Genomic DNA, 24704 nt, shown 5'->3' with positions numbered 1-24704 from the left:
GAAGCTGTGAATATTTATAAAGTATGTGTAGGATAGTTGGAATAATTAATAAGCGGTTACAACCCCAACTTATCCGGGAAAAGGTGAGCATGATGTGCAAAGTATTGCAACATGGAGGACCAGATGACGAAGGTATTTTTTATGATGAAAAACAACATCTCGCATTTGGGCACCGCAGGCTATCCATAATTGATTTGAGCAGTAACGGGCATCAGCCAATGGCAGATGTGACGCAAAAAGCATGGATAACCTTTAACGGCGAAATTTATAATTACCAGGAATTAAGAAACGAGCTGTTAAGGCTTGGGGTTAGCTTCAATTCCGTTACTGATACAGAAGTAATAATTGCCGCCTATTTGCAATGGGGAACTGAAGCCTTCTCCAAATTGAGAGGCATGTTTGCATTCGCCTTATTTGATAGCATGAAGGGGCTTACCTACCTGGTACGCGATACGGCTGGTATAAAACCGGTATATTATTTCGCCGAAGGTGGCCAGCTGAGTTTCGCATCAGAAATAAGAGCTTTTACGGCGGCTGGCATATCTGCCGAAAAAGATCCCAATTGGCCTATAAGGTTTTTAGCGTTTGGCCATATACCAGAACCGTATACTACTTTAAAAAATGTATTTAGCCTACCCAAAGGGCATTATTTATGTTGGACCCATGCATCATCAACGCATGAGATCAGCCCTTATAAACAAACTGTATTAAAAAATCAGATAACCGATGTTAATGAAGCCCGGCAGCTGATAAAAAATGCTTTAATAAAAGGTGTAAACCGCCAGCTGATTGCAGATGCGCCATTGGGTGTATTTTTAAGCGGTGGTATAGATTCAAGCCTTATTACGCTATTAGCAGACAAAGAAAAAAAGGAGCAGCTTAAAACCATCTCGATATTTTTCAACGAAAAAAACTATGATGAACAGGCGTATCAGCGCGTAGTTTTAGATAAGGTAAGCGGTGAAAATTTTTCGCACTTAGTGAAGCAGGATGATTTTGAAACTTTCCTTCCGCAAATCATTAACGCCATGGATATGCCAACTACCGATGGCATCAATAGCTGGTTTATTAGCAAGTACGCACATGAGGATGGCTTAAAAGCAGTACTATCCGGCGTAGGCGCTGATGAATATTTTGGTGGTTATCCCTCATTTAACCGGATACGGTATCTTGGATATTTAAGAAAACTCCCTCCTTCCCTATTTTCGGCTATTAAAGGGTTATTACCAGATCATTATAAAAAGCTTACCTTTTTGGGTAATGACCATTCGGCAGCCGATTATCTTTTATTGAGAGGATTGTTTTCGCCGGGCGATATTGCAAAGGCGCTTAATACTGATGATAAACAAGTTAGGGAAGTTCTTTTTAATGGTTTTGATATCCCTCATCTGGGGCCTTATGATCAGGAACATGCATCATGGTTTGAAGCAAACCTTTATATGCAAAATCAACTCCTGCGAGATACTGATGTGATGAGCATGAATCATGGTTTAGAAGTTAGGGTCCCTTTTTTAGACGAGGACTTTACAAGTCTGGCTGAAAGCATCGCGCCGGAAATAAGATTCAATAACCAACAAGCAAAAAAAATTCTGATTGATAGCTTTAACGGCCTGCTACCCGAAGCGGTTTGGAACCGGCCAAAAATGGGCTTTACATTTCCATTACAACAATGGATGAGCCAATACAAACCAATAAGCGATAGTAGCTTATATCGGGGTAAAATAGCACAAAGTGTAATTAAAAATTTTAAAAATAACCAAATCCATTGGTCAAAAGCTTTTGCTCTTTACCAAATACAAGCCAATGTCTAAAAAAGTAATACTTTTTACTTTACAAACATTCAGCACTACTGGCGGCATCCAAAAAATGACCCGTACGCTGGGGCATTCATTACAGCAACTGGCAAAAACCAACAAAGGGAATTTTGAACTATGGTCTGCTTATGATAAGCAAACCGATCTGATGCCCCAATATCTGCAGGCAAATGCTTTTAAAGGCTTTGGAGTTAACCGCGTTAACTTTGCATTTAAGGCTGTGAGTAAATCAACAATGCCCGATGTTATTATTTTAAGCCACATAAACCTGGCAAGTGTTGGTTTGTTTATAAAATTGGTTCATCCTAAATGCAAGGTTTGGCTTATTGCCCATGGCATTGAGGTTTGGCGGCCGCTTTCATTTGTTAAAAAATATCTTTTAAAACGTTGCGACAAGGTAATTTGTGTAAGCAATTTTACGCGTGAGCAAATGCTAAAACGACACAGTGTAAGTGCAGATATTTGCCGGGTTTTAAATAACGCGATCGACCCATTCATGAAGCTGCCGGTAACCTTTGAGAAGCCGAAACACCTTCTTGAGCGCTATAAGTTAACAACAAATCAGCCCGTTATTTTTACATTAACACGCCTTGCTTCTACAGAACAATACAAAGGATACGAGCATGTAATAGAAGCTATCAGCAACTTAAAACAGCATTTTCCGGGTATTAAATATATACTATCAGGAAAGTACGATACCAAAGAAGAGGACAGAATAAAAAAACTTATAGTACACCATAACGTAGCAGAACAGGTAATACTTACAGGTTTTATTGAAGAAGCTGAACTAACAGACTATTTTTTATTGGCCGACCTGTTTGTGCTACCCAGCAAAAAAGAAGGTTTTGGTATAGTATTTATTGAAGCCCTTGCCTGTGGATTGCCGGTTATTTGCGGTAATGCCGATGGCAGTATTGATGCGATAAGAAATGGCGAATTAGGTCATGCAATAAATGCAGATGATATCTGCGAACTGAGTAAATGCATTACCGAATATTTAGAATCGCCATTAACAGCTGTTAAACGCAAGCAGTTGCAAAAGCAATGCCTGTTGCATTTTAACGAAATAGATTACATGCAAAAATTACAATTACTATTAAACGAATGAGTATGCCTACCGAAGAAAAATGGGATATTGAATTAACTCCCCACAGCAGCTTATTTGACTTAAAACTTGATGATATATGGCATTATCGGGATTTGCTGATGTTATTGGTACGGCGCGATTTTGTTTCTTTTTATAAACAAACCATCCTTGGCCCATTGTGGTTTTTTATTCAGCCATTGTTCACTACTGTCATTTACACTTTTGTATTTGGTAACCTTGCAGACATCTCTGCCGATCATTTACCTAAGCCATTATTCTATTTGGCAGGTATTACCGCATGGAACTATTTTGCAGATTGCCTTACAAAAACATCCTCAGTTTTTACAGCAAACGCCGGTCTTTTTGGCAAAGTATACTTTCCCAGGCTTATAGTACCGCTAAGCATTGTGGTTTCAAACCTGATCCGTTTTGGCGTTCAAATGGTGCTTTTTTTCCTGATGATAGGATTTTATGTATTTAAAGGCGCAAATGTTCATCCCAATGCCTATCTGTTACTGTTCCCTTTTTTATTAATGTTAATGGCAATGTTAGGTTTAGGGCTTGGAATGATCATATCTGCCATGACTACAAAATATCGTGACCTAAGCTTCCTAATTACCTTCGGTATCCAGCTAATGATGTATTTAACTACAGTAATTTATCCTTTATCTACCGTTAAGGAAAAATACCCCAAATACCAATGGATGGTTGAATATAACCCGATGACGCCAATTATTGAATCTTTCAGATATGGCTTTCTTGGCCAGGGTACTTTTACTATGCTATCCTTAGGGATCACCACTGCGATAACAATACTGATACTTTTAATTGGGATAGTAATTTTTAACCGCGTTGAACGCACCTTTATAGATACAGTGTAATATATGCCATCGGTAATTAAAGTAGAAAATCTTTCAAAAGCTTACCAGATAGGAGAAATAGGCACAGGAACCCTATCCCGCGACCTGGAACGTTACTGGGCAAAGATGAGAGGTAAAGAAGATCCTTTTTTAAAAATAGGCGAAGTTAACGATCGCGCAAAAAAAGGTGAAAGTAACATTGTATGGAGCTTAAAGGATATCAATTTTGAGATAGAACACGGCGATGCCGTTGGCGTTATAGGTCGTAATGGTGCCGGCAAAAGCACATTGCTTAAAATACTAAGCCGGGTTACCGCTCCTACCACAGGTTCGGTTAAACTAAAAGGACGAATAGCCAGTTTACTGGAAGTTGGTACGGGCTTTCACCCCGAATTAAGCGGCAGGGAAAATATTTATCTTAACGGTGCCATCCTGGGCATGCGTAAAGCAGAAATAAAGCGAAAGTTTGATGAGATCGTAGATTTCTCGGGAGTTGAGCGATATGTGGATACGCCGGTAAAACGGTATTCATCGGGCATGTATGTGCGCCTTGCTTTTGCCGTGGCGGCCCACCTGGAATCGGAAATATTGATTGTTGATGAGGTATTAGCCGTTGGTGACGCCGAATTTCAAAAGAAGTGTTTGGGAAAAATGGGGGAAGTTAGTAAAGGGGAAGGCAGAACTATTTTGTTTGTTAGCCATAATATGGCAGCTATAAATCAACTTTGCAATAAATCCATATTATTAAAAAACGGGCTGGTGGCCATGAATGGCCTAACAAGTAAAATTGTTGATGATTATTTAAAATCTGATCTTTTAACTGAAGCTTACGTAAACTTAAGTGAAACAATTACAGCTGGAATAGGTAATAAAAAAGTTAGTTTTGTAGATGTTTATCTAAAAAAGCATGGGCGGTCAGATAGTACGCGCCTATTCTCGTTAGGTGATGATATGCATATATATATTCACCTGCAATTTAAAAACCCCAATCAAAGCCAGGTTCGCACATCCATTGAACTAAAAACTGTTGATGGCATTAAAATAGCTAACATGATCGATGAAGATTCGCATTTTCAGGTATCAGCATCAGCCGAAAATACTGCTCTTTACCGCATAACATTAAACGACCTGCGGTTATATCCAGGCACCTATTATTTAAGTCTTTATTGTGGTGATACGTCAAGCACCGAAATATATGATTACCGGGAAGATTGTATTTCTTTTGAAATTATCGATGGAGGCAAACTAACCAGCCGCTACCTGCCAAAATCGGCCGGGCTGTTTTTCCTTACGCCCGAGTGGAAGAAAATTGAATAAAAATTAAGAATGTTATTATCCCAGCTAAAAAAATTGAAGGTTATATTGTATGCTTTTTTAAAAAAACATACGGAAGAGCAAAAACGAATACAATATTTCAAAAAACAATCAAACAACATCCATGCTGACGATGTGGATATAAAAGCTGTTAAAGGACACAACATAACTATCTTAAAAGGATCATATGTTTGTGAAAACAGCACAATTGATAGTTATACTTATATTGGGTTTAATACTTTAATTTCAAAGACAATTATAGGAAGATATAATTCTATTGCCAACAATGTAAATATAGGGCACGGCGAACACCCGCTTAATCTAATTTCAACATCCAGCTTTCTTAACGATACGCCATATGAAGTATTAACACAAAAAAAATGCATCATTACACACGATGTTTGGATAGGATCTGGCGCCACTATAAGAAGAGGTATAACCCTTGGTATTGGTTGTGTTGTTGGAGGCAATGCATTTGTTAATAAAGATGTACCGCCTTTTGCAGTTGTTGGGGGTGTACCTGCAAAGATTTTAAAATATCGCTTTCCACAGGAAAAAATTGACAAAATTTTGGCGTCTTCGTGGTGGGAAAAAGATGTTGAACAAGCAAAGATAATTGTAAAAAAACTTGAAGAAGATAATTAAAAACTGGCTAAAGCAGCTTCTTAATTATAAATCAAATGGTCAAATCCGGGGTAATAGCATACCAGATTTAGGCTCAAATAATCCTTTTGTTAAAATTGGAGAGAATTGCTATATCGACAATTGCACTATTGGGAGTTACACATATCTTTCGAAAAATGTATCGATGATGAATACCGAAATTGGCAAATTCTGCTCCGTTGCGCAGGGAGTTTCCATTTGCTTAGGGAAGCATCCCTCCTCTAAATTTGTAAGTACCCATCCGGCTTTTTTTTCTGTTCACAAACAAAATGGTATGACATTTAGCGATAAACAATATTTTATTGAAATGGGCAAAACTACCATTGGTAACGATGTATGGATTGGTGTTAATGCAATTGTTATGGATGATATTACAATTGGTAATGGTGCAATAATTGGCGCAGGCGCTGTAGTAACAAGAAATATACCACCATATGCCATTGCTGTTGGAGTACCGGCACAGGTTATAAAGTATCGCTTTGAACCGGATCAAATATCCTTTCTTGAGAAATTTGAATGGTGGAATAAAGAACATGATTGGCTGCAGGAACATTTTACTGAATTACATGATATTGAAGCTTTTATAAACAAATATGCTAATTGTTAAAATTCATGGAGGCTTAGGAAATCAGTTATTTCAATATGCTTTTGCAAAAAGCCTGGCATATAAAAACAACACTGATTTTAAACTTGATATCCATTTTTTTGATGATCAGTCATTACGTAGCTATAATCTGTGCGATTTCAATATTATAGAAAACATAGCGTCGACAACCGAAATTTCGGCATTTAAGCAAAAAAAAACAACAAGGTTTAATTTTCTAAAAAGTAAGCTTTTTAAACCTGAGACACATATAGTTGAAGAAAAGAATTTAGAATTTAACCCACTATATTTTACCCCTTTAACTAATGCATATTTAAGCGGATACTGGCAATCTGAGAAATATTTTGCAGATATAAAAACGCAAATAAAAAATGAGTTTACTCCCAAAGCTCCCCCATCTGCCACAAATTGTTTTTTGCTCAATAAAATTAAATCAAACAACGCGATAAGCTTACATATCCGCAGGGGCGACTTTGAAAAGGAAGAAACCGTGAACAAAATTCACGGCACATGCTCGCCAGATTATTACGAAAACGCTGCTAATTTACTTGCTAATAAGCTTACTGATCCGATTTTTTACATTTTCTCAGATGATATAAACTGGGCAAAACACAACCTCAAACTAAATTATATAACGCACTTTGTTGATATTAATGACGAGCATTCTGCTTTTGAAGATCTTCGTTTAATGTACAACTGCAAACATCATATTATAGCCAACAGCACCTTTAGTTGGTGGGGAGCCTGGCTCAACACTAAACCCGACAAAATTGTGATTGCGCCAATAAAATGGTTTAATGACACTGAATTAAATTACCAGGCTAAGGATATTGTACCCGAAACGTGGATAAGATTATAACTACCCCGATTGTTAGTATAATAATGCCGGTTTATAATTGCGAGAGCTATATTGTCGCAGCCATTGACAGCATACTGAATCAAACCCTTACAGCTTTTGAACTTATTATAGTTGATGATTGTTCTACTGATAAAACCATTGAAATTGTCAGCAGCTACAAAGATGAAAGGATTAACTTTATACAGAAAAAAATCAAAAGCGGCTTGGTAGCCAGTTTAAATATAGGTATTAACCTATCCAGGGGCAAATACATAGCTCGTATGGATGGAGATGACATTAGCCACTTAACCCGGCTCGAAAAACAGGTAAACTACCTGGATCAGCACTCTGAAATTGATTTGTGTGGAACTGCTTATCAACTAATAGACAGTCAAACTATTGTGAGTTTCCCTATTTGTCATGATGATATAAAGATAGGAATGCTTGAATATTGTCCGTTGGCACATCCTACTGTGATGCTAAAAAAAAGCTTTATTGATGATAATAACCTCAGGTACTTAAATGAATTTGAATGTGCTGAAGACTATGAACTATGGACCAGGTGTGTATCACTTGGTAAAATAAATAACATGCCCGATGTGTTGCTTTCATACAGACACCATAATAATCAATTCTCTATTACCAATAAAAAGAACCAGGACAAAAATTCGGCCATTTGCAGGGTTAATATGCTAAGCCTGATTTGGGAAAATGCCTCTTTAAATGATCAATATACACGCGAGTTGCTTTTCCAAAATGAAACCTTCAATAATATAAACAAACTAAATGATGTGATTGGTTGGATGGACGAACTTGTCAGGTTAAATATGGAGAAAGCATGTTTTGACGCACACAAATTTAAAGACTACATCAGGATAAAAAAAAACTCCACCATCCGTCGTTTCTATTTAAACCAAACTATATATACCCCTAAGGTTCTATATCAATTTTTGAAAGTTTATAAGAATTATAAAGGTTGTTTCAGCACGTTGGAGTATTGTAAGTTAGCTTTGAAATGCCTGGTGTTTTGGAAACTAAACTTTGCCAGGAGATAATGTTTAAAGCAGCAAAGAAACATATTATTATTGCTAAATTATTTGAGTTTGGCGGCAGTAATAGTCACCTTAAAGCATTAATAAAATACCTTGGCAAGGAAAATATTATACTACTGTTAGAAAACGAAGATCAACTTCCTTATTTAAAAAACTTAGGTGACACAACGGGCATTATTGTTAAAATCAAACAACAATTACATGGCTGCGCTCACTTGAGCAATTATTTCACCACCAACATAAAAGAATTATTCAAAATACTTAAGTCCGTTTTTGCTATACAATTATTAAGTTTCAAATACAGCTATGCAAGTGTAACTATCTGCTCGGTTGAACCAGAAAAATATTTGTATCTGTTGTGGTTGCCCTGGGGAAAAGTATATTACATACTGCATTCTACTCCAAATAAAAATCATACACCTTTTACATCATATACATGTAACACAAATCTGAGTAAGCGCAAAAGGATCATAACTGTATCGCAATCAAACAAACAACTCATTTGCGAAAATTGGGATATAGCTAATAAAGAAAAATTTGTTAATGTGATTTATAATTGCCTGCTAAACGATAATTTAAACCACGTAAAAACGCAAACTACAAAAAGTAATAATAAACAGCATATTGTAACTATGGGGCATGTTATAAATTATAAAAACCCCCATGTTTGGCTAGATGTGGCTAAGCTCGTAACATCAAAGTATAGTAATGCTATTTTTATATGGCTTGGTGACGGACCATTATTAAAGGAATTTAAAGATGCTACAAAAATGCTTGATAACATCCGTTTCGAAGGTTATAAAGCTGACACCGACATGTATTTAAAAAGCGCATGTATTTATTATCAGCCAAGTTTACAAGAAACACATGGAATTGCTGTTATTGAGGCTATGGCCAATCAATTACCATGTGTAACCTCTAATGCAGGCGGGCTTCCAGAGTCTGTACAGCATCAGTTTAATGGATTACTCTTAAACGCTATGGATAAGCAAGGGCAGGCAAACGCTATATTAACCCTGTTAAATGATCCCAACTTAAGCAAGCAATACGGCATAAATGGTTATTTAAAATACAATGAACTATTTAGCTACGAATCTTTTAAATTGAATATGGATGCCTTATACGTCTCTTAAAAGTATATTAATTTCAAAATTTCGTAAATGCAATTAGGTATATCAGTTATCATCTGTTGTTATAATAGTGCTGCACGCCTACCTGATACGCTGAAACATTTGGCAATGCAGCAGGTGCCTGCAAATATTTTATGGGAAATTATTGTAATTGATAATGCATCAACAGATAATACTCTCCAGGTTGCTTCACAGGAATGGGAGAAATACACTACTCCAAATGCTGATTTCAGATTATTGTCCCAACCAATCCCCGGTAAAAACCATGCTCATAAAATGGGAATCGAGGCTGCAAAGTATGAGTATATACTTACTTGCGATGATGATAATAGATTGTGTGCTGATTATGTGGGTATAGCTTATGAGGCTATGTGCGCTGATAATAAAATTGGTGTGTTAGGTGGTTGCGGCATATTCGACCCTGAACAGCCCGCTTGGTCGGATATTGAAAAACATAAGCAGTCCTACGTAAATGGCTCCCAAACCTGGGCTTCAACAGCACATTGGGTATATGGTGCAGGATGTGTTTGCAGAAAAAGCTTATTTATTAACTTGTATAATAAAGACTGGCAGCAAATTACTTCGGGAAGAAATGGCACAAAGCTAATCTGTGGCGAAGATGTTGAAATTTGCTTTGTTTTTTACATAAGTGGATACAAAATTGTGGCAAATGATCGATTAACTTTTCATCATTTTGTCCCCTTAAAAAGGCAAAACTTGAAGTACATTTTAAATATGCAGTACTGGATAAGCTACTCTTATGTTTTACTAAACAATTATCTTATGCTGATGGATGGCGATAAGCGTTCGGTACAAAAAAAATTAAATGATTGGTCTATTTATAATATAAAAGTCCTGGTAATGTTTACAGTAAAATTAGCCAGGCAAAAACTCATAAAGTTGCAACCTTTAAGTGTAGATGAAAAATTAAAGCTGCAATCACATCTTGGTTCCTTAATATCAATTTTCAATAATCGAAAAAAAATCATAAAACATCATAGTCAATTAACTAACATGTTAAAAAATCAGGAAATGTTTAATTGAGATTATCGCGTTTGCAGATGTTTAGTACGCCCATACTTTTTTTAATCTTTAACCGCCCCCAAACCACAGAAAAGGTTTTTGAGGAAATACGTAAGCAAAAACCCCAATATTTATTTATTGCCGCTGATGGTCCGAGAGAAAATAACCAACACGATGCTGAGCTATGTAAAACCACCCGGAATATCGTTTCAAAAATTGACTGGGAGTGCGAAGTAAAAACTTTATTCAGCGATAAAAATATGGGCTGCGGCCTTGCTCCTGCCACAGGTATTACCTGGTTTTTTGAACAGGTAGAGGAAGGTATAATACTGGAAGACGACTGTATACCCAACAGCAGTTTTTTTGAATATTGCGAAACCTTGCTAAATAGATACCGGGATAACACCAATATCATGATGGTTTGCGGCACAAGCTATCAGCCCAAACCATTAAATAACGACACCTACTATTTTTCAAAATATCCACACGTTTGGGGCTGGGCGACCTGGAAAAGAGCCTGGAAAAATTATAGTTTTAAACTTGACGGTGAAACTAATGAAACCCGGCGCGAGGTTATAGAGCGAACTTTTACCAATAATCGTGAGCGTAAGTTTTGGGAAAACAATATGCACATGATCATAAACGGCCTGGATGCCTGGGATTATCAGTTTATGTATTGGATGTGGAAAAACAATGCTGCCTGCATTGTGCCCTGGCAAAATATGATATCAAACATTGGGTTTGGAGCTCATGCTACGCATACACATGATAGCAATTCCAATCAATCGCAAATGGTGCAGCATCAGCTTTCAACAATAAAACACCCGCAACATATTAAGGTTAATACAAAGGCCGATGATTATGAAAGAGGGCATATATTAATTGGCACCGAATATAAATACTACTTAAACAGGCTTCGTGCAGTGGCGGGTAAGTTTTTAAAGCCTATTTTAATAAAAAATGGCAGGTAAAATGGTTGCTGTAATTATACCCATTTATAAACCGCAGCCCAATGCCAATGAGCTTATTTCATTAAAGCAATGCATCCGGGTATTAAAAAAATACCCAATAATATTCATTGGCCCATTTAAACTGAATACTACCGCTTATGAGGATATTTGCCGGGGCCACATCCCATTTAATTTAACCTTGTTTGATGATGATTATTTTAGTGGAATAGAAGGTTATAATAAATTGATGTTATCTTCCACGTTTTACAAAACTTTTCTTGATTACAAGTACATACTAATCCATCAGCTTGATGCTTTTGTTTTTAAAGATGAGCTTGCTTACTGGTGCACAAAAAACTATGATTTTATTGGTGCACCAAATTTACCCCATGAAAACCAGGCAAACGAAATTCAATTTCTGAAAGGGTATTCAAAATTATTAAATGCCGCTAACCGTATATTTAAAACAAATCATAAAATAAGTAATGTTGGCAACGGCGGGTTTTCGTTACGAAAAACCAAAACTTGCTATCGGCTGCTTAAAGTTTTAAAGTCAAAAACATCTGCCTGGGGAACAAACAATGAAGATGGTTTCTTTAAATATTGGGGCAATTTACTATACCCCTTTTTTAGTTTGCCCGCTGATGATACTGCTCTTCGTTTTTCTATAGAACACTCACCACAGGAGTCGTTAAAAAAACTAAACAATGAGCTGCCCTTTGGCTGCCATGCTTTTGAAAAACACGAACCAGATGTGTGGGAGAAATATATTTCAAATTTTCAAAACCTGTATTAAAAATTGAACATTAAACTTCCTGATCTTAAAACGTACAGATCTGAATTTCAGCAGAAAGGCGTTGACTGGCCTTTGCCACGTGTTGAGTACAGGGAAACTGGTTTGCTAAATCATCTTCCTAAAGTCGATAATAGTAACATAGGCTGGCCTTGGACTGAGGAAGTTGATCCCGCGGTTTATGATAAGGCAATAAACTGGCCTAAATTAACCATTGTAACCCCTTCATATAACCAGGATAAGTTTATCGAGCAAACCATCCGGTCGGTATTATTGCAAAATTACCCTAACCTGGAGTTTATTGTTATAGATGGAGGCAGCACTGACGGCTCGGCAGCGATCATCAAAAAATATTCGCCATGGATAAGCTATTGGCAAAGCGAAAAAGACAAAGGACAGGGAAACGCTATTAATCAAGGTTTTAGCTTAGCGTCGGGCGCATATTACGCCTGGATAAACAGCGATGACTATTACTTAAATAAAACCTTTTTAAGGGTTATACAGGAATTTATTAAAACAAGGGCAAGCTTTGTTTATGGATATGCTTTTGAGTATTTAATTGATAAGCAACAGTTTAGGAACATTACAAAAGTAATTCCATTTATAGATTATTTTATCAGGTTCCCTTCCTTAGTGCAACCATCTTGTTTTTGGAATACGGAAATACATCAGTCTATATGGGAAGACCTGCATTGCTCGCTTGACTATGAACTTTGGCTGCGTATAGTAAAGGGCAATAAAAGAAGTTTAATAAAAGAACCGCTTTCGGTAGCAAACGTACATATGGATGCCAAAACATCCGACCCTAAAATGAAAGACAAATGGCACCAGGACCATTTGCTAATTTGCAGTACTGATGCCCATGGCCCGGTGTTAAACTGGGATAGGCTTGCCATTATTAATCGCCTGCGAATAAAACTATACAATTGGTTTCACTAAACACTTCAATGATATTTATAAACTTCCCTGAAATGAATTTATGGTAGGTATCGTAATCGAATGCAGGCTGGGTAATCAACTTTTTCAGTATGCGTTTATAAGGGGATTATCAAAAAAAATAAAAACCCCCTTCTTTATAAATGATACTATTGAAAAATTTACAGCAGCAGACTACTTTTACCTGGAAGGCTATAACCCATTAAAAAACTTTATAAACCGGGTTTATTTTAAGTTGAGGAGTGGCAGTATTTTAAAAAGCCTGCAAAGTGTAGCAGTGGATAATTATTCAGATCCTATAATTAGCACTGCAACCAATGGGCTTATATACCGTGGCTACTTCCAGTCGGAACTTTTTTTTGAAAGTATAGCAGGTAATATATCCTCCCACATCAGGATAAAAGAAAAATTTCAACAGCAATTTAGTGCAAAATATAAGGATACTTTTGCCAGCAACAAGATTATTGCCGTGCATGTAAGACGGGGTGATTATTTAAATTTAAACGACTGGTGGCAGCAAAATTTAGGCAGTAATGATTTAACGTTGCCTGCAAATTATTATTTAGAAGGTATTGAACAGGTAACCGATCATGGAAATTGCAGAATAATTTTTGTTAGTGATGATATGGAGTTTGCGCGCGCTACATTCGGTCATATCAAAAATGCCGAATTTGCCAGCAATGATATGATCATTGATTTTCAAATTTTAATGAATGCCGATGCCTGCATTATATCAAACAGCTCATTTTCATGGTGGGCGGCCTATTTAAATCAAAAGAAAAACAAACAAATTATTTGCCCTAAATACTGGCTTGGCTTTAAAATAAAAAAAGAATACCCGGCGAATATTGTTCCGGATAACTGGATACAAGTAACTATATAATTATTGAAAATCAGTTTAACCATCTTTATAATTCTACAAAAAGCTCTATTTTCTCGATAGTGGAAAAAAGCCTGAAATTTGCATTATTGGTGCCCTGCTACAATGCCGAAAGCTATATTGACGCTTTTTTGGATAACATAGCAAAGCTTAAGAGGCCTTTTGATGAGGTGCTTTTTTACGATGATGCGAGTACCGATAATACTTACCAGGTACTTAAACAAAAAGGGTGTCATGTTATTAAAGGCGAAGAAAACCGGGGGCCAGGGTTTGCCCGTAATAAACTTGCCCAAAGCTCACAGTGCGAATGGTTTCATTTTCACGATATTGACGATGGCTTAAACCCCGACTACCTGGTTAAAACCGCCGGGATGGCCGAAACCGACCAATTTGACGTTGTTTTATGCAACGTTAACTGGTACGATGCCCAAACAAAGGCATTAGCTTTAAGCTGGGAATACTCTAATACCGGGATTAATGAAAACCCGGTTACATATACCATTTCGCACCCAATTGGGGGTATTAACGGTCTTTACCGGAAAAGTAAATTCATGCAGACGGGCGGTTTCAACACAGATATCAGAATATGGGAAGATGCAGATCTTCATGTAAAGCTGGCGGCACAAAAAGCCCGGTTTTATGTCATTGAGGAGGTCCTATCCTATTCCCTTCGCTACCCCGTTTCTGCAAGTACAGATCAAAGTTTAAGCTGGCTAACCAGGTTAAGCCTGCTGCAAAACTATTTTGAAATTTTTAACGATGACGCAACCAGAATAGAAACCGGGAAACAAGCCCAGGTTGCTGCAGGTAGTTTAATAATATATCGTCAGTTTGCAGCGGCAAAAAAAGCATTTCAGTTAAGCGAATTGTGTAAAGTAAAGGTACCTTACAACAATTCAAGGATCTGGGGATACATTAAATGGGGTACACCCCCATCGTTAAGGATCAGTTTACGTTTATTACAATTAAAACTTGCATTCAGAAAAGGCGCCTGAGATTAGTAAAATACATCGTGGTTAGATCAAAGAATACTTTTAAAAAAACACCGGCTTCGCAAGTCGCGATAATACATTAAAATTTTGCTGAAAAATTATCTTAAAAAAATAGTGGTCATATTTTTTACTAATAATCCTTACAGGATAAAAAGGTTTGAAGATATTTATAATGATCCCATTGGCGAGTCAATAGATAAGCCCGAAACCCTTTCGGTTATATTGAAATACGAACAAGGCGAAACCATAAATTACGCGCCGCCATTAATAAGTAATCCGCAGGAAACAAGCCACAGGCTAATAGAAAAAAAACCAAGATTCAGGTATTCCGGAGTCTTTAAATCACCCAACAGATATTTATACAGTGTTTCAAACGCGTGCATTATAGGGCAGTTAGGATTAATATATGATCCCGAAAAAAGAAGCTTTATAGATGAATCAACAAAAGAGTGGGTTATCAATCTTAAACAATCAGCTTACTTAAATGCCATAAATTTACCTCCTAAAATCTATTTAAAGGGTACAGCCATATCATTTTTTACAATAGGTGCAGATGGAGGCTTTTACCATTTCCTGTTCGAATCAATCACGAAAACAGGAATGTACAGATCGATCATAAACCAGGCCGACCACTTACTGTTCAACGGGCCATCTACCGATTGGAAGCTTAAATGGATAGATAAGGCTAATATAGATAGGGCCAAAATTGTATGGATGGATAGCATGGCGCATTATGATTGTGAACAATTAATATTTACCAACAGGCTTGTTGGTGACCAGCAGCTTAATAACTGGGCCGTAAATACTTTAAAAGAAACATTTGGCGTTGATGCTGCAAAAGCTAAGCAAACACGTTTCAAAAAAGTGATATGGATAAGCCGGAAAAGCGTTTATGCCCGGGAAGTTGAATGGGAAAATGAAATATTAGCGCTTTTCCCGGATATAGAAAGTGTCGAGCTGTCGCATATTGATGCCGATGACACCATTGTTAAATTACAGGCTGCAACGCACGTTATAGCGCCTCATGGTGCCGGTCTAAGTAATATATATTTATGTACACCGGGCACCAAAGTTTTAGAGCTGTTTCCAAATGGCGCATTCTTTCAGCCATGTTATAGCAGGCTTTCAAATATTTGCAAACTTGAACACCAGGTTATGTACCTTGATTTTAAAGACAAGGAAAATGCCGAAACAGGGCTAAAGGTTTTCTCCGATGTACTTACAAAGTTTATATGTTAAAAGCTATCTCATTTATTTATGTTAATTTATTGAGGTCTTTCGGCATAAGTATTAAGCAAAATGTAAAGATCTGGCCTTGGGCTTATATAGCCAAAGGATTTTCAAATGGCCATAAAGGTAAAATCACTATTAATGAGCGCTGCGAATTATCGCAAGGCACTGTTTTAAAAGCCTATGGCGGTGAAATAACGATAGGCCAAAACACCTTTTTAGGTGAGTACTGTATTATTTATGGACACGGAGGTGTAACAATTGGCGATAATACTTTAATAGCTATGCATACCTGTATCATCAGCTCAAACCATACCATAGCTAATAAAAATGCATTGATCCGGTCGCAGGGCGATGTTTTATTGCCGGTTAAAATAGGCAGCGATGTGTGGATAGGTGCCGGGGTGAAAATTTTAGGAGGTGTAACAATTGGTGATGGATGCATTGTAGGCGCAGGAGCCGTTGTAGCTAAAAGCTTACCTCCTTATGCAATTGCAGTTGGGATACCTGCTCAAATAACTGGTTATCGTAATGACTGATTTTCTATCGGTAATACTGCCTACCTATAACCCGCACGCTTCGCGTCTGCTCCAAACCATTTCTGGTTTAAAAGATCAAACATTACCTTTTACAAATTGGGAACTAATTATTGTCGACAATAATTCGGCTCCTGCTGTTGATATCGACCTGAGCTGGCACCCCAACCATAAAATAGTGAAGGAAGCAAAACCAGGACTTACACATGCCCGGTTAAAAGGATTTGGACAAGCTTCGGGTGCTATTATTGTTATGGTTGATGATGATAATGTATTAGATAAAGATTATCTTAAAAACACCTTGTCGCTATTTGGCAAAAACAAAACATTGGGTGCCATAGGTGGCAAATCGACGCCTTTGTTTGAATCACCTCCCCCCCTATGGCTAAAGGAATTTTATGGCAGCCTGGCACTCCGTGACCTTGGCGACGAGGCAATGATAAGCACCTGGAAAAACGAATACCCTAACAGTTCTCCCATTGGTGCAGGTATGGGCATCAGGACAATGGCGTTGGGTGCATACATTGATAAAATAACAACTAGCGGTTCGGTCATATCAGACAGGACTGGTAATGAGCTTACCTCGGGCGGAGATAATGATATGGTGATCGAAATTTTAAGATCAGGCTGGCAGGTTGGTTATTTCCCCTCACTGCAACTACAGCATATCATTCCAGAACAGCGTATGCAGGTTAATTACCTGGCCCGGTTATTAAACAACACCAACAGATCATGGATACAGGTATTGGAAAAACACCATATAAATCCCTGGAAAAAAGTAACCGGTTTTACTGTTCCGTTCAGAAAAACAAAGGCATGGTTCACCTACAGGGCATGGCAAGGTGCTGCCAATTATATAAGGTGGCGGGGGGCCTGCGGCTTATTTGATGGTTTGGCAACAATTAAAACAAATGCAAAAACATAATTATATGATTGACATGATGCGTTTTTTTGCGGCGTTGATTGTTGTTCTTTTTCATCTTAACCAGGCCATTCCGCACGTAGATAACTGGTATCGTAACTTGGTGAAGTATGGCTGGCTTGGCGTCCCTATGTTTTTTGTAATAAGCGGGTATTGCATCGTTATATCGGCCTATAATTCAACCAGTGTAAAGGATTTTCTGGCACGAAGATTCTTTCGCATATTCCCCCCATATTGGCTAAGTATTATTATTGTGCTATTTGCTGCCTGTTTCAAAAGCTTTATATAGGCTCAAACGCTGTTCACTATATTCCACGGAACATGACCGACATACTGGCTACCATTACACTTACAACAACCCCTCTCACCAATGTTCATGGTATGAATTGGGTGTACTGGACATTAACCTGCGAACTATTCTTTTACCTCACTATATGCCTGGTACTGTTATTCAATAAAAAACTAATAGTTTATTTCCTGATAGCTATATCATTATTAGCTGCGATCTTGCCACTGCAAAACAGCGGTATCTTGTTTTTTATTGATCAGTGGCCCGCATTTGGCCTGGGTTTTTGTATCTACTATTTTTTTAAAGCATCAAACCCGCTTTCATGGCTTTGCTTTGGCATCCTACTATTCATTAACTTATTTGCCTTGTATGCTAAATCCGGCCTTAGCAGCGGTGCTATAGTTGCGCTCATTACATTTGGCCTTATTTTTATAAGCCAATATGTTAAATCTCCGGCCAATATTTTCAGCAAACTGGGGCAACATTCCTATTCGGTTTACCTTATTCATGTGCCTGTAGGGGTGTACATAATGGGATTGTTCGAAAGTAAGTACATTCAGCAAAACGCCTTTTTCAATTTCATTTATGATCTTACAATATATGCCTTTATTAGCGTTGTGGCCTGGTTAATTTATAACCATGTGGAAAAGCCATCAATAGAATATGGCCGCCAGTTTTCTAAAAAGCAGCTTGGTGTAAGAGCACAAAAACATACTGCTTAAATGATACAAACTATAATCAATATATTATACCGTTACCCCGTAGCCAAATATAAAAGGGTATCAAAACTCGGCGGTTACTTTAGCTATAAGCGCATGATGCACAATCGTAAACTAATGGAAAAAGCGGCATTGCATTTATCCCCGGTAAATTCTTATACCGATGGCTTGCCGGTGTATTTTTTAACAGGTAAAAACTACTTGTATCAAACATTGTTTTGTATCCGCTCGTTAGTAAAAGCCAGCCCGTCGAAATTCAAATTCACACTTATAGATGATGGCACATTTAACGATAAATTAATTGATCAGATTAAAATGTTGCTGCCCGGCGCAATAATTGTTACCCAACTGCAAATTGAAGAAAACCTGGACAAATATTTACCGCCCCATCTGTACCCTCATCTACATCAAAAAAGGAAAGTATATCCACATATTAAAAAGCTAACAGATGTGCATACGATTCCCGGTAATAACTGGAAAATTGTGCTGGATTCTGACATGCTCTTTTGGAATGATCCCCGGGAGGTTACCGCATGGCTGCAAAACCCCAGGCAGCCCATACATATGCTTGACTGTGTTGAAAGTTATGGCTATTCAAAAAAGTTAATGACCGAACTTTGCGGCAGCTCTATTCCTGAATTGCTAAATGTTGGCATTATAGGGCTGAATAGTAATGATATTGACTGGCAAAAATTAGACAGCTGGGTGGGCGCGCTGGAAGAACAGGAAGGTGCAAGTTACTACCTTGAACAAGCATTGACCGCCATGCTGATAGGCAACAAAGAAACCATTGTTTTAAATAAGGATACCTACCAAGTAAACCCAATTGATAATGATAAAAAAAAAGTCGTTTTACATCATTATGTAGATGTTTCTAAAAAAATTTACTTTACCACCGCCTGGAAAAAGATAATAAACTAAGTGACCATCCACTTCACCAAAATATATAAAGCATGACAGTTGGCCAACTGGTATACAAAGTTTTTTATAAACCAACCTTATCCATAAGATATAACCTTAATCATTTTGGTTTAATTGGCTGGTATAAGATGCGTCAGGGCGAAAAGCAAATGAAAAAGGCCGCAGCAAATATCGATCCGCTCAAACTATCAGACGATCATTTACTTACATGTTGCTACCTGACAGGCGCTAACTACTGGCACCAGACTATCATTTGTGCCTATTCACTGATAAAGGCACTTGAAGGGCAGGTAAAAATAAAAATTTATTCCGACGGCACCTTACAGGAACAGCACATCGCATTGATAAAAAGAATGGCCCCGGGTATTGAATTTGTTTCAAAAAACAAGGTTGATGAGCATTTGGATAGCTTTTTACCTGCAAACAAGTTCCCTACTTTACATTATTTAAGGCAATGGCACCCGTTTTTTCAACGGCTCATAGATATTCACGCATCGGCATCATGGACTATTCATTTGGATAGCGACATGATATTTTTTGCCCGGCCCAATCATATCATTGATGCTTACAAAACCAAAAGAGCTGTTTACATGCAGGAGCAGCTAAACAGCTCTTATTTTGTTGACGATGTAAAAACCTTAGCCGATAAATACAACATGAATTGTATTAGTTTTGTGAACGGCGGGATTATTGGTTATAATAGTAATGAAGTTGACTATAATGACCTGGAAGAAAAAGCGAAACTACTACTGGAAAACTACCCCGGCGCAGGCCCTGCTCAGGTTGAGCAAACTATAATGAGTTACTTATTATTTAAGCAAAATGCGCGGCCATTGAGCAAAGAACAGTATACAATTTTTTATGACAGCGAGCTCAGTCTAAAAGATAATCACATAGTAAGGCATTATATTTTTAAAGCCAAATTACCTTATTTTGATACTGAATGGAAAAAAGCGATCCGTTAGTGTCTATTTGCATGCCCGCATATAATGCCGGTAACTATGTGCTGCAGTCTGTTAATTCAATAATTAACCAATCATATCACAACTGGGAATTAATTATCGTGAACGATGGCTCTACCGATAATACTGCAAAACAATTGGAAAGTATTACCGACAGCAGGGTGCACATTTATCATCAGGAAAATAAAGGGCAATGCGCTGCCGCAAATAAAGCCTTCGGTTTTTCGTCCGGCTCCTTCATTAAGTTTATGGACGTCGATGACCTCATATCCCAAGATACCCTGAAATTACAGGTACAGGCATTGAAAAACACTGATAATACTATTGCTTATGCCTCATGGGGTAGGTTTTATAATGATGATTTAAAAACGTTTCAAACGGATACTGTATTTATCAAAGGTGATATGAAGCCATTCGAATGGTTAACAGCATCGATGAGATTCAATGAAGTAATGTTGCAATGTGCATTATGGCTGATTCCAAGGTCAGTATTAAACAAATCCGGGCTATGGAATGAGAACCTGTCGCTTATCAATGATTTTGAATTTTTTATCCGTGTATTACTGAATGCAGCGCACCTTAAATATACTGAACATGCCGTTTTATATTATAGGAGCGGTGTGAAAAAATCGCTATCATCAACTAACTCAGCAACAGCAGCCACATCTGCATACCAGTCAATTGACTGTGGCACAAGGTATCTTTTAGGCTTTAGTGATGTTCCTGAAGTCAAAAAAATTGCAGCAGATTGTTTTCAGCGGTTTATTTATAGTTTTTACCCTGACTATAAAGAGCTCATAAATAAAGCAGAATTAAGAATAAAAGAGCTCGGTGGCTCAGCTGTCCCTTTTCCGGCAGGTGGCTATACAAAATTAATATCCATCATAGTGGGATGGAAAAATGTAAAAAAAATCAAAGTTTTACTTCATCTTAAAAAACTGTCCTGATGGCCATATGTAGGGTATATGTATTTACCTATAAAAGAAACCATTTATTAACAAGGGCTATAAATAGCCTTACCAATCAAACGTTTACAGACTGGGTTTGTGAAGTACACAACGATGACCCGGCTGATGAATTTCCTGAAAAATTCATCAAGTCGCTAAAAGATGATAGGTTCATCGTACGGAATCACCCTGTAAATTTGGGTGCTGTTAAAAGCTTTAACCTGGCATTTGCAGGCTGCGATGAAGCATATGCCAGCATACTCGAAGACGACAACTGGTGGGAACCTGCTTTTTTAGAAGAAATGATTGCATTACTTAATGCGCAACCAGCTATGAATGTTGGCTGGAGTAACATGCATTTATGGGAAGAAAAAGCTAACAATGAATGGGAAAAGCTTAACCAAACCATATGGTCGGCTGAAGATAAAGTAACAGCGTTTACATGGCCAGCCAACCAACAGGCAATGGCAGCCCTGCATTCCAACAGTAGCCATCTGTACCGCGGCGATCACGCCAATAACTACAGAATTCCGGAAAATGCACTTTTTAACGCCGTGGAGCTCATCAGGGAGCGTTCGTTTGAACACCCCTTGTATCTAAACAATAAACCCTTGGCAAATTTTTCAAAAACACTTATAACTAACCGTACCGATGATCCCTATACGTGGATTGCAACACAGGTAATGATGTTAGGCAGCTTTGTTCAAACAGCTGACAATAAAGCCCAAAAATTCAAAGAAAGTTTAACGTTTTACCGTCAACAAAAACCAAGTCCGGTAGTTAATTTCTTTTTAGCGAATATTTTTCTGCTGAAAGAACGACGGTTGTACAAACTGTTTACTTTAGACGACTGGCTGAAAACAGCAAAGTGGTTGCTAAGAAACGGCCATAAATTATTCTATATTAAAAAATACCTGCTGTCACAGACAAATACCTATAATTTCTTATTGAGAAACACAAGGATGAGATACCAGGAATCCGCAAAAAATTCTACTCATTGAAAATAGCAATTATCGTAAATCCGTTGATTCCGGTTCCCCCGGAGCAATATGGAGGAATTGAGCGTATTGTGTATATGCTGATCCAGGAACTTATTAAAAAGGGACATAACATAACCTTATATGCCAATGAGCTTTCTAAACCAAATTGTAAACTTGTCAGTTACCACGAGTCTGGTGATTACGGAGTAATTGATTTCATCAAGGTAAATGCACTGACATCGAGAATCGGGTTTCAAAACTTCGATGTAGTACACACCTTCGGTCGAATGAGTAACATCGCTTTACTTATGCCGGCTAAATTGCCTAAAATTGTTTCTTATCAACTCCCTCCTACTATTTCCCAGGTAAAAAAAGCTGTAAAAATCGCTTATAAGAATTCGCTTTATTTCACTACTTGCAGTAATTATATTTCTAATCAGATAAATAGTATTGCAAAAGTTATTACGATATATAATGGAGTAGCTATTAAAGACTATTTGTTTAATGATCAGGTTAGCCCGGATGCTCCACTTGTATTTTTGGGCAGGATACAAAAGGAAAAAGGAACTGATATTGCTATTCAAGTAGCCTTAAAAACCAGACAGAAGCTAATTATCGCAGGCAATATTCCTGCGGAAGCACATCATCAGCAATACTTCAATGAACAGGTAAAACCGTTTATTGACCAGGAGCAGATTAAATATATTGGGCCGGTAAATGATTCCCAAAAGAATGAATTACTCAGAAACTCGCGCGCAATGCTGATGCCAGTAACCTGGGACGAACCTTTTGGCATAGTAATGGCCGAAGCCTTGGCTTGCGGTACACCGGTTATAGGATTTAAACGTGGATCGATACCAGAAATAGTAATCAGTGGTTTAAATGGATTTGTTTGTGACACAGTTGATGAAATGATAGCAGCTGTAAAAAATACAGGCAAAATTAACAGGGAGAATTGCCGAAAGGTAGCTGAAGAAAAATTCAGTTCAAGCCTATTGGCCAACCAGTATGAACAGCTTTACAAGCAAATTAGAGGCAGGCGTTGAAGAGCATAACATTTATAACAACCGGCCAGCCAACAACCAACCCAAGGTTGGTAAAAGAAGCCGAAATCTTATACCAGCTTGGCTATCAGGTAAAGGTGATCTGCTGTTTTTACCAGTCATGGGCTGCAAAATTTGATGAAGAAATAACAAACCGGAAACCCGGCATGTATATATATTGCGGTGGCGACCCCATCGTACAAAAGCGGACATACTTTAAAACCCGCCTTCGCCAAAAACTTTGCAGATTGCTTTTTAAATACATAAAAATACCAGGAGTCGCCGAAAAAGCAATCAGCCGGACACATTCGGAAGCCCTATCCATAGCAAAAAAAATAAAATCAGATATTTATATCGCGCACAACCTTGGCGCTTTACCTGCCGCCGTACTGGCCTCAAAATATTGGGGGGTAAAAACAGGATATGATGCGGAAGACATGCACTCAGGACAGTTTATATCTCCTAAAGACGGAATGTATCAGCTCAATAAATACATTGAAGAAAAATATTTCCCCGAAACGGATTATTTTAGTGCTGCAAGTCCGCTCATTGCCGAATATTATTCTGTTACCTATCCGTACCTGAAACCAGTTGTAATCAACAACACATTTCCAAAAACACACCTTAAGATCAAAAAAAATTATAGCGAAGGTTCCCCCCTAAAACTTTTCTGGTTCTCTCAAACAATCGGGTCAGACAGGGGGCTTGAGTTGATAATTAAAGCAATAGCCCATACCGCCCCTTATGTGCAATTACATTTGTTGGGAAGCTGTACAGGTAATGACTTCAAGACCCTGATTATATTAGCGAAGAATCTGGGGCTTAATGACGAACAGTTACAATTTCATAAACCTATTGCTCCTGATAAACTTTTTAGTTTTGCTGCTCAATTTGATATAGGCATGGCAAGTGAAACCGCCTCAACATTAAACCGGGATATTTGCCTCACGAATAAAATATTTACCTACTTGCAATCCGGGCTTGTCATTATAGCAAGTGATACAAAGGCGCAAAAGCTTTTTATGCAACAATACCCGACGACAGGTAACTTGTATGATAAAAACGATATAACAACCTTATCCGACCGGCTAAACGCATATGCCAAAGACCCGGAATTATTATACCAAACCAGATTACAGAATTACCTGTTAGGCCAAGCTGATTTAAACTGGGAACATGAAAGTCAGGTATTCTTAAACCTGGTCATCAATATTTAAAA

At 37.8% G+C, this 24704-nt stretch carries 26 protein-coding genes; all 26 read left to right on the top strand.

The genetic code is table 11. The features are described 5' to 3' along the window. Positions 1 to 23: 23 nt before the first annotated feature. The 26 genes from asnB (at position 24) to AC1DYB_RS19595 (ending at position 24702) form a co-directional block, all read left to right on the top strand. Positions 24 to 1811, top strand: a complete 1788-nt coding sequence (gene asnB, locus AC1DYB_RS19720; protein ID WP_477437325.1) for an asparagine synthase (glutamine-hydrolyzing) — start codon at positions 24 to 26, stop codon at positions 1809 to 1811. Beyond that, the gene (locus AC1DYB_RS19715) at positions 1804 to 2922 is read left to right on the top strand and encodes a glycosyltransferase family 4 protein (protein ID WP_477437323.1); all 1119 of its coding nucleotides are present in this window, start codon (positions 1804 to 1806) and stop codon (positions 2920 to 2922) included. The genes asnB and AC1DYB_RS19715 overlap by 8 nt, the downstream gene beginning before the upstream one ends. Before the next feature lie 2 nt (positions 2923 to 2924). Then, positions 2925 to 3782: an ABC transporter permease gene (locus AC1DYB_RS19710; protein ID WP_477437321.1), complete on the top strand. Its 858-nt coding sequence runs from the start codon at positions 2925 to 2927 to the stop codon at positions 3780 to 3782. Positions 3783 to 3785: 3 nt separating this feature from the next. Further along, entirely contained in the window at positions 3786 to 5078 is a 1293-nt protein-coding gene (locus AC1DYB_RS19705; protein WP_295720297.1) for an ABC transporter ATP-binding protein, read from the top strand. Between the two features lie 9 nt (positions 5079 to 5087). Further along, positions 5088 to 5720: a CatB-related O-acetyltransferase gene (locus tag AC1DYB_RS19700; protein ID WP_477437318.1), complete on the top strand. Its 633-nt coding sequence runs from the start codon at positions 5088 to 5090 to the stop codon at positions 5718 to 5720. Beyond that, positions 5704 to 6345 (top strand): CatB-related O-acetyltransferase, encoded by a 642-nt coding sequence (locus AC1DYB_RS19695; protein WP_477437316.1) that lies wholly within the window; start codon positions 5704 to 5706, stop codon positions 6343 to 6345. Before AC1DYB_RS19700 ends, AC1DYB_RS19695 begins: the two co-directional genes overlap by 17 nt. Further along, positions 6332 to 7201, top strand: coding sequence for an alpha-1,2-fucosyltransferase (locus AC1DYB_RS19690; protein ID WP_477437314.1), 870 nt, complete (start codon positions 6332 to 6334; stop codon positions 7199 to 7201). Before AC1DYB_RS19695 ends, AC1DYB_RS19690 begins: the two co-directional genes overlap by 14 nt. Next, positions 7186 to 8235 (top strand): glycosyltransferase family 2 protein, encoded by a 1050-nt coding sequence (locus AC1DYB_RS19685; protein ID WP_477437312.1) that lies wholly within the window; start codon positions 7186 to 7188, stop codon positions 8233 to 8235. Before AC1DYB_RS19690 ends, AC1DYB_RS19685 begins: the two co-directional genes overlap by 16 nt. Then, positions 8235 to 9365, top strand: a complete 1131-nt coding sequence (locus AC1DYB_RS19680; protein ID WP_477437310.1) for a glycosyltransferase family 4 protein — start codon at positions 8235 to 8237, stop codon at positions 9363 to 9365. Before AC1DYB_RS19685 ends, AC1DYB_RS19680 begins: the two co-directional genes overlap by 1 nt. Before the next feature lie 27 nt (positions 9366 to 9392). After that, entirely contained in the window at positions 9393 to 10406 is a 1014-nt protein-coding gene (locus AC1DYB_RS19675; RefSeq protein WP_477437308.1) for a glycosyltransferase family 2 protein, read from the top strand. Next, a complete protein-coding gene (locus AC1DYB_RS19670) occupies positions 10403 to 11356 on the top strand; it encodes a nucleotide-diphospho-sugar transferase (RefSeq protein ID WP_477437306.1) in 954 nt (317 codons plus the stop codon). The genes AC1DYB_RS19675 and AC1DYB_RS19670 overlap by 4 nt, the downstream gene beginning before the upstream one ends. Next, the gene (locus tag AC1DYB_RS19665; RefSeq protein ID WP_477437304.1) at positions 11346 to 12131 is read left to right on the top strand and encodes a DUF5672 family protein; all 786 of its coding nucleotides are present in this window, start codon (positions 11346 to 11348) and stop codon (positions 12129 to 12131) included. The genes AC1DYB_RS19670 and AC1DYB_RS19665 overlap by 11 nt, the downstream gene beginning before the upstream one ends. Before the next feature lie 3 nt (positions 12132 to 12134). Further along, on the top strand, positions 12135 to 13067 hold the full coding sequence (locus tag AC1DYB_RS19660; protein ID WP_477437302.1) for a glycosyltransferase family 2 protein: 933 nt from the start codon (positions 12135 to 12137) through the stop codon (positions 13065 to 13067). 40 nt (positions 13068 to 13107) lie between these two features. After that, on the top strand, positions 13108 to 13947 hold the full coding sequence (locus tag AC1DYB_RS19655) for an alpha-1,2-fucosyltransferase (RefSeq protein ID WP_477437300.1): 840 nt from the start codon (positions 13108 to 13110) through the stop codon (positions 13945 to 13947). Between the two features lie 59 nt (positions 13948 to 14006). Continuing rightward, positions 14007 to 14939, top strand: a complete 933-nt coding sequence (locus AC1DYB_RS19650) for a glycosyltransferase family 2 protein (RefSeq protein ID WP_477437298.1) — start codon at positions 14007 to 14009, stop codon at positions 14937 to 14939. A gap of 84 nt (positions 14940 to 15023) precedes the next feature. Continuing rightward, entirely contained in the window at positions 15024 to 16175 is a 1152-nt protein-coding gene (locus tag AC1DYB_RS19645; protein ID WP_477437296.1) for a glycosyltransferase family 61 protein, read from the top strand. Then, on the top strand, positions 16169 to 16705 hold the full coding sequence (locus tag AC1DYB_RS19640; protein ID WP_477437294.1) for an acyltransferase: 537 nt from the start codon (positions 16169 to 16171) through the stop codon (positions 16703 to 16705). The genes AC1DYB_RS19645 and AC1DYB_RS19640 overlap by 7 nt, the downstream gene beginning before the upstream one ends. Further along, the gene (locus AC1DYB_RS19635; protein WP_477437292.1) at positions 16698 to 17627 is read left to right on the top strand and encodes a glycosyltransferase; all 930 of its coding nucleotides are present in this window, start codon (positions 16698 to 16700) and stop codon (positions 17625 to 17627) included. The genes AC1DYB_RS19640 and AC1DYB_RS19635 overlap by 8 nt, the downstream gene beginning before the upstream one ends. Further along, positions 17614 to 17913 carry an acyltransferase family protein gene (locus tag AC1DYB_RS19630; protein ID WP_477437290.1) on the top strand — a complete coding sequence of 100 codons (300 nt, stop codon included), beginning with the start codon at positions 17614 to 17616 and terminating at the stop codon, positions 17911 to 17913. Before AC1DYB_RS19635 ends, AC1DYB_RS19630 begins: the two co-directional genes overlap by 14 nt. Before the next feature lie 32 nt (positions 17914 to 17945). Further along, positions 17946 to 18635, top strand: a complete 690-nt coding sequence (locus AC1DYB_RS19625; protein ID WP_477437288.1) for an acyltransferase family protein — start codon at positions 17946 to 17948, stop codon at positions 18633 to 18635. After that, positions 18636 to 19553, top strand: a complete 918-nt coding sequence (locus AC1DYB_RS19620; RefSeq protein ID WP_477437286.1) for a hypothetical protein — start codon at positions 18636 to 18638, stop codon at positions 19551 to 19553. A gap of 32 nt (positions 19554 to 19585) precedes the next feature. Further along, on the top strand, positions 19586 to 20518 hold the full coding sequence (locus AC1DYB_RS19615) for a glycosyltransferase (protein WP_477437284.1): 933 nt from the start codon (positions 19586 to 19588) through the stop codon (positions 20516 to 20518). Beyond that, positions 20497 to 21462, top strand: a complete 966-nt coding sequence (locus AC1DYB_RS19610) for a glycosyltransferase family 2 protein (RefSeq protein WP_477437282.1) — start codon at positions 20497 to 20499, stop codon at positions 21460 to 21462. Before AC1DYB_RS19615 ends, AC1DYB_RS19610 begins: the two co-directional genes overlap by 22 nt. Beyond that, a complete protein-coding gene (locus tag AC1DYB_RS19605; protein WP_477437280.1) occupies positions 21462 to 22463 on the top strand; it encodes a glycosyltransferase family 2 protein in 1002 nt (333 codons plus the stop codon). Before AC1DYB_RS19610 ends, AC1DYB_RS19605 begins: the two co-directional genes overlap by 1 nt. After that, positions 22460 to 23488 (top strand): glycosyltransferase family 4 protein, encoded by a 1029-nt coding sequence (locus AC1DYB_RS19600; RefSeq protein WP_477437278.1) that lies wholly within the window; start codon positions 22460 to 22462, stop codon positions 23486 to 23488. The genes AC1DYB_RS19605 and AC1DYB_RS19600 overlap by 4 nt, the downstream gene beginning before the upstream one ends. Further along, positions 23485 to 24702 (top strand): glycosyltransferase family protein, encoded by a 1218-nt coding sequence (locus AC1DYB_RS19595; RefSeq protein WP_477437276.1) that lies wholly within the window; start codon positions 23485 to 23487, stop codon positions 24700 to 24702. Before AC1DYB_RS19600 ends, AC1DYB_RS19595 begins: the two co-directional genes overlap by 4 nt. Positions 24703 to 24704 lie beyond the last annotated feature (2 nt).

Source organism: Mucilaginibacter sp. P2_A4 (assembly GCF_056405015.1).
Note: the sequence above shows the minus strand (reverse complement) of the source record. Positions and strands in the feature narration are given on the sequence as shown.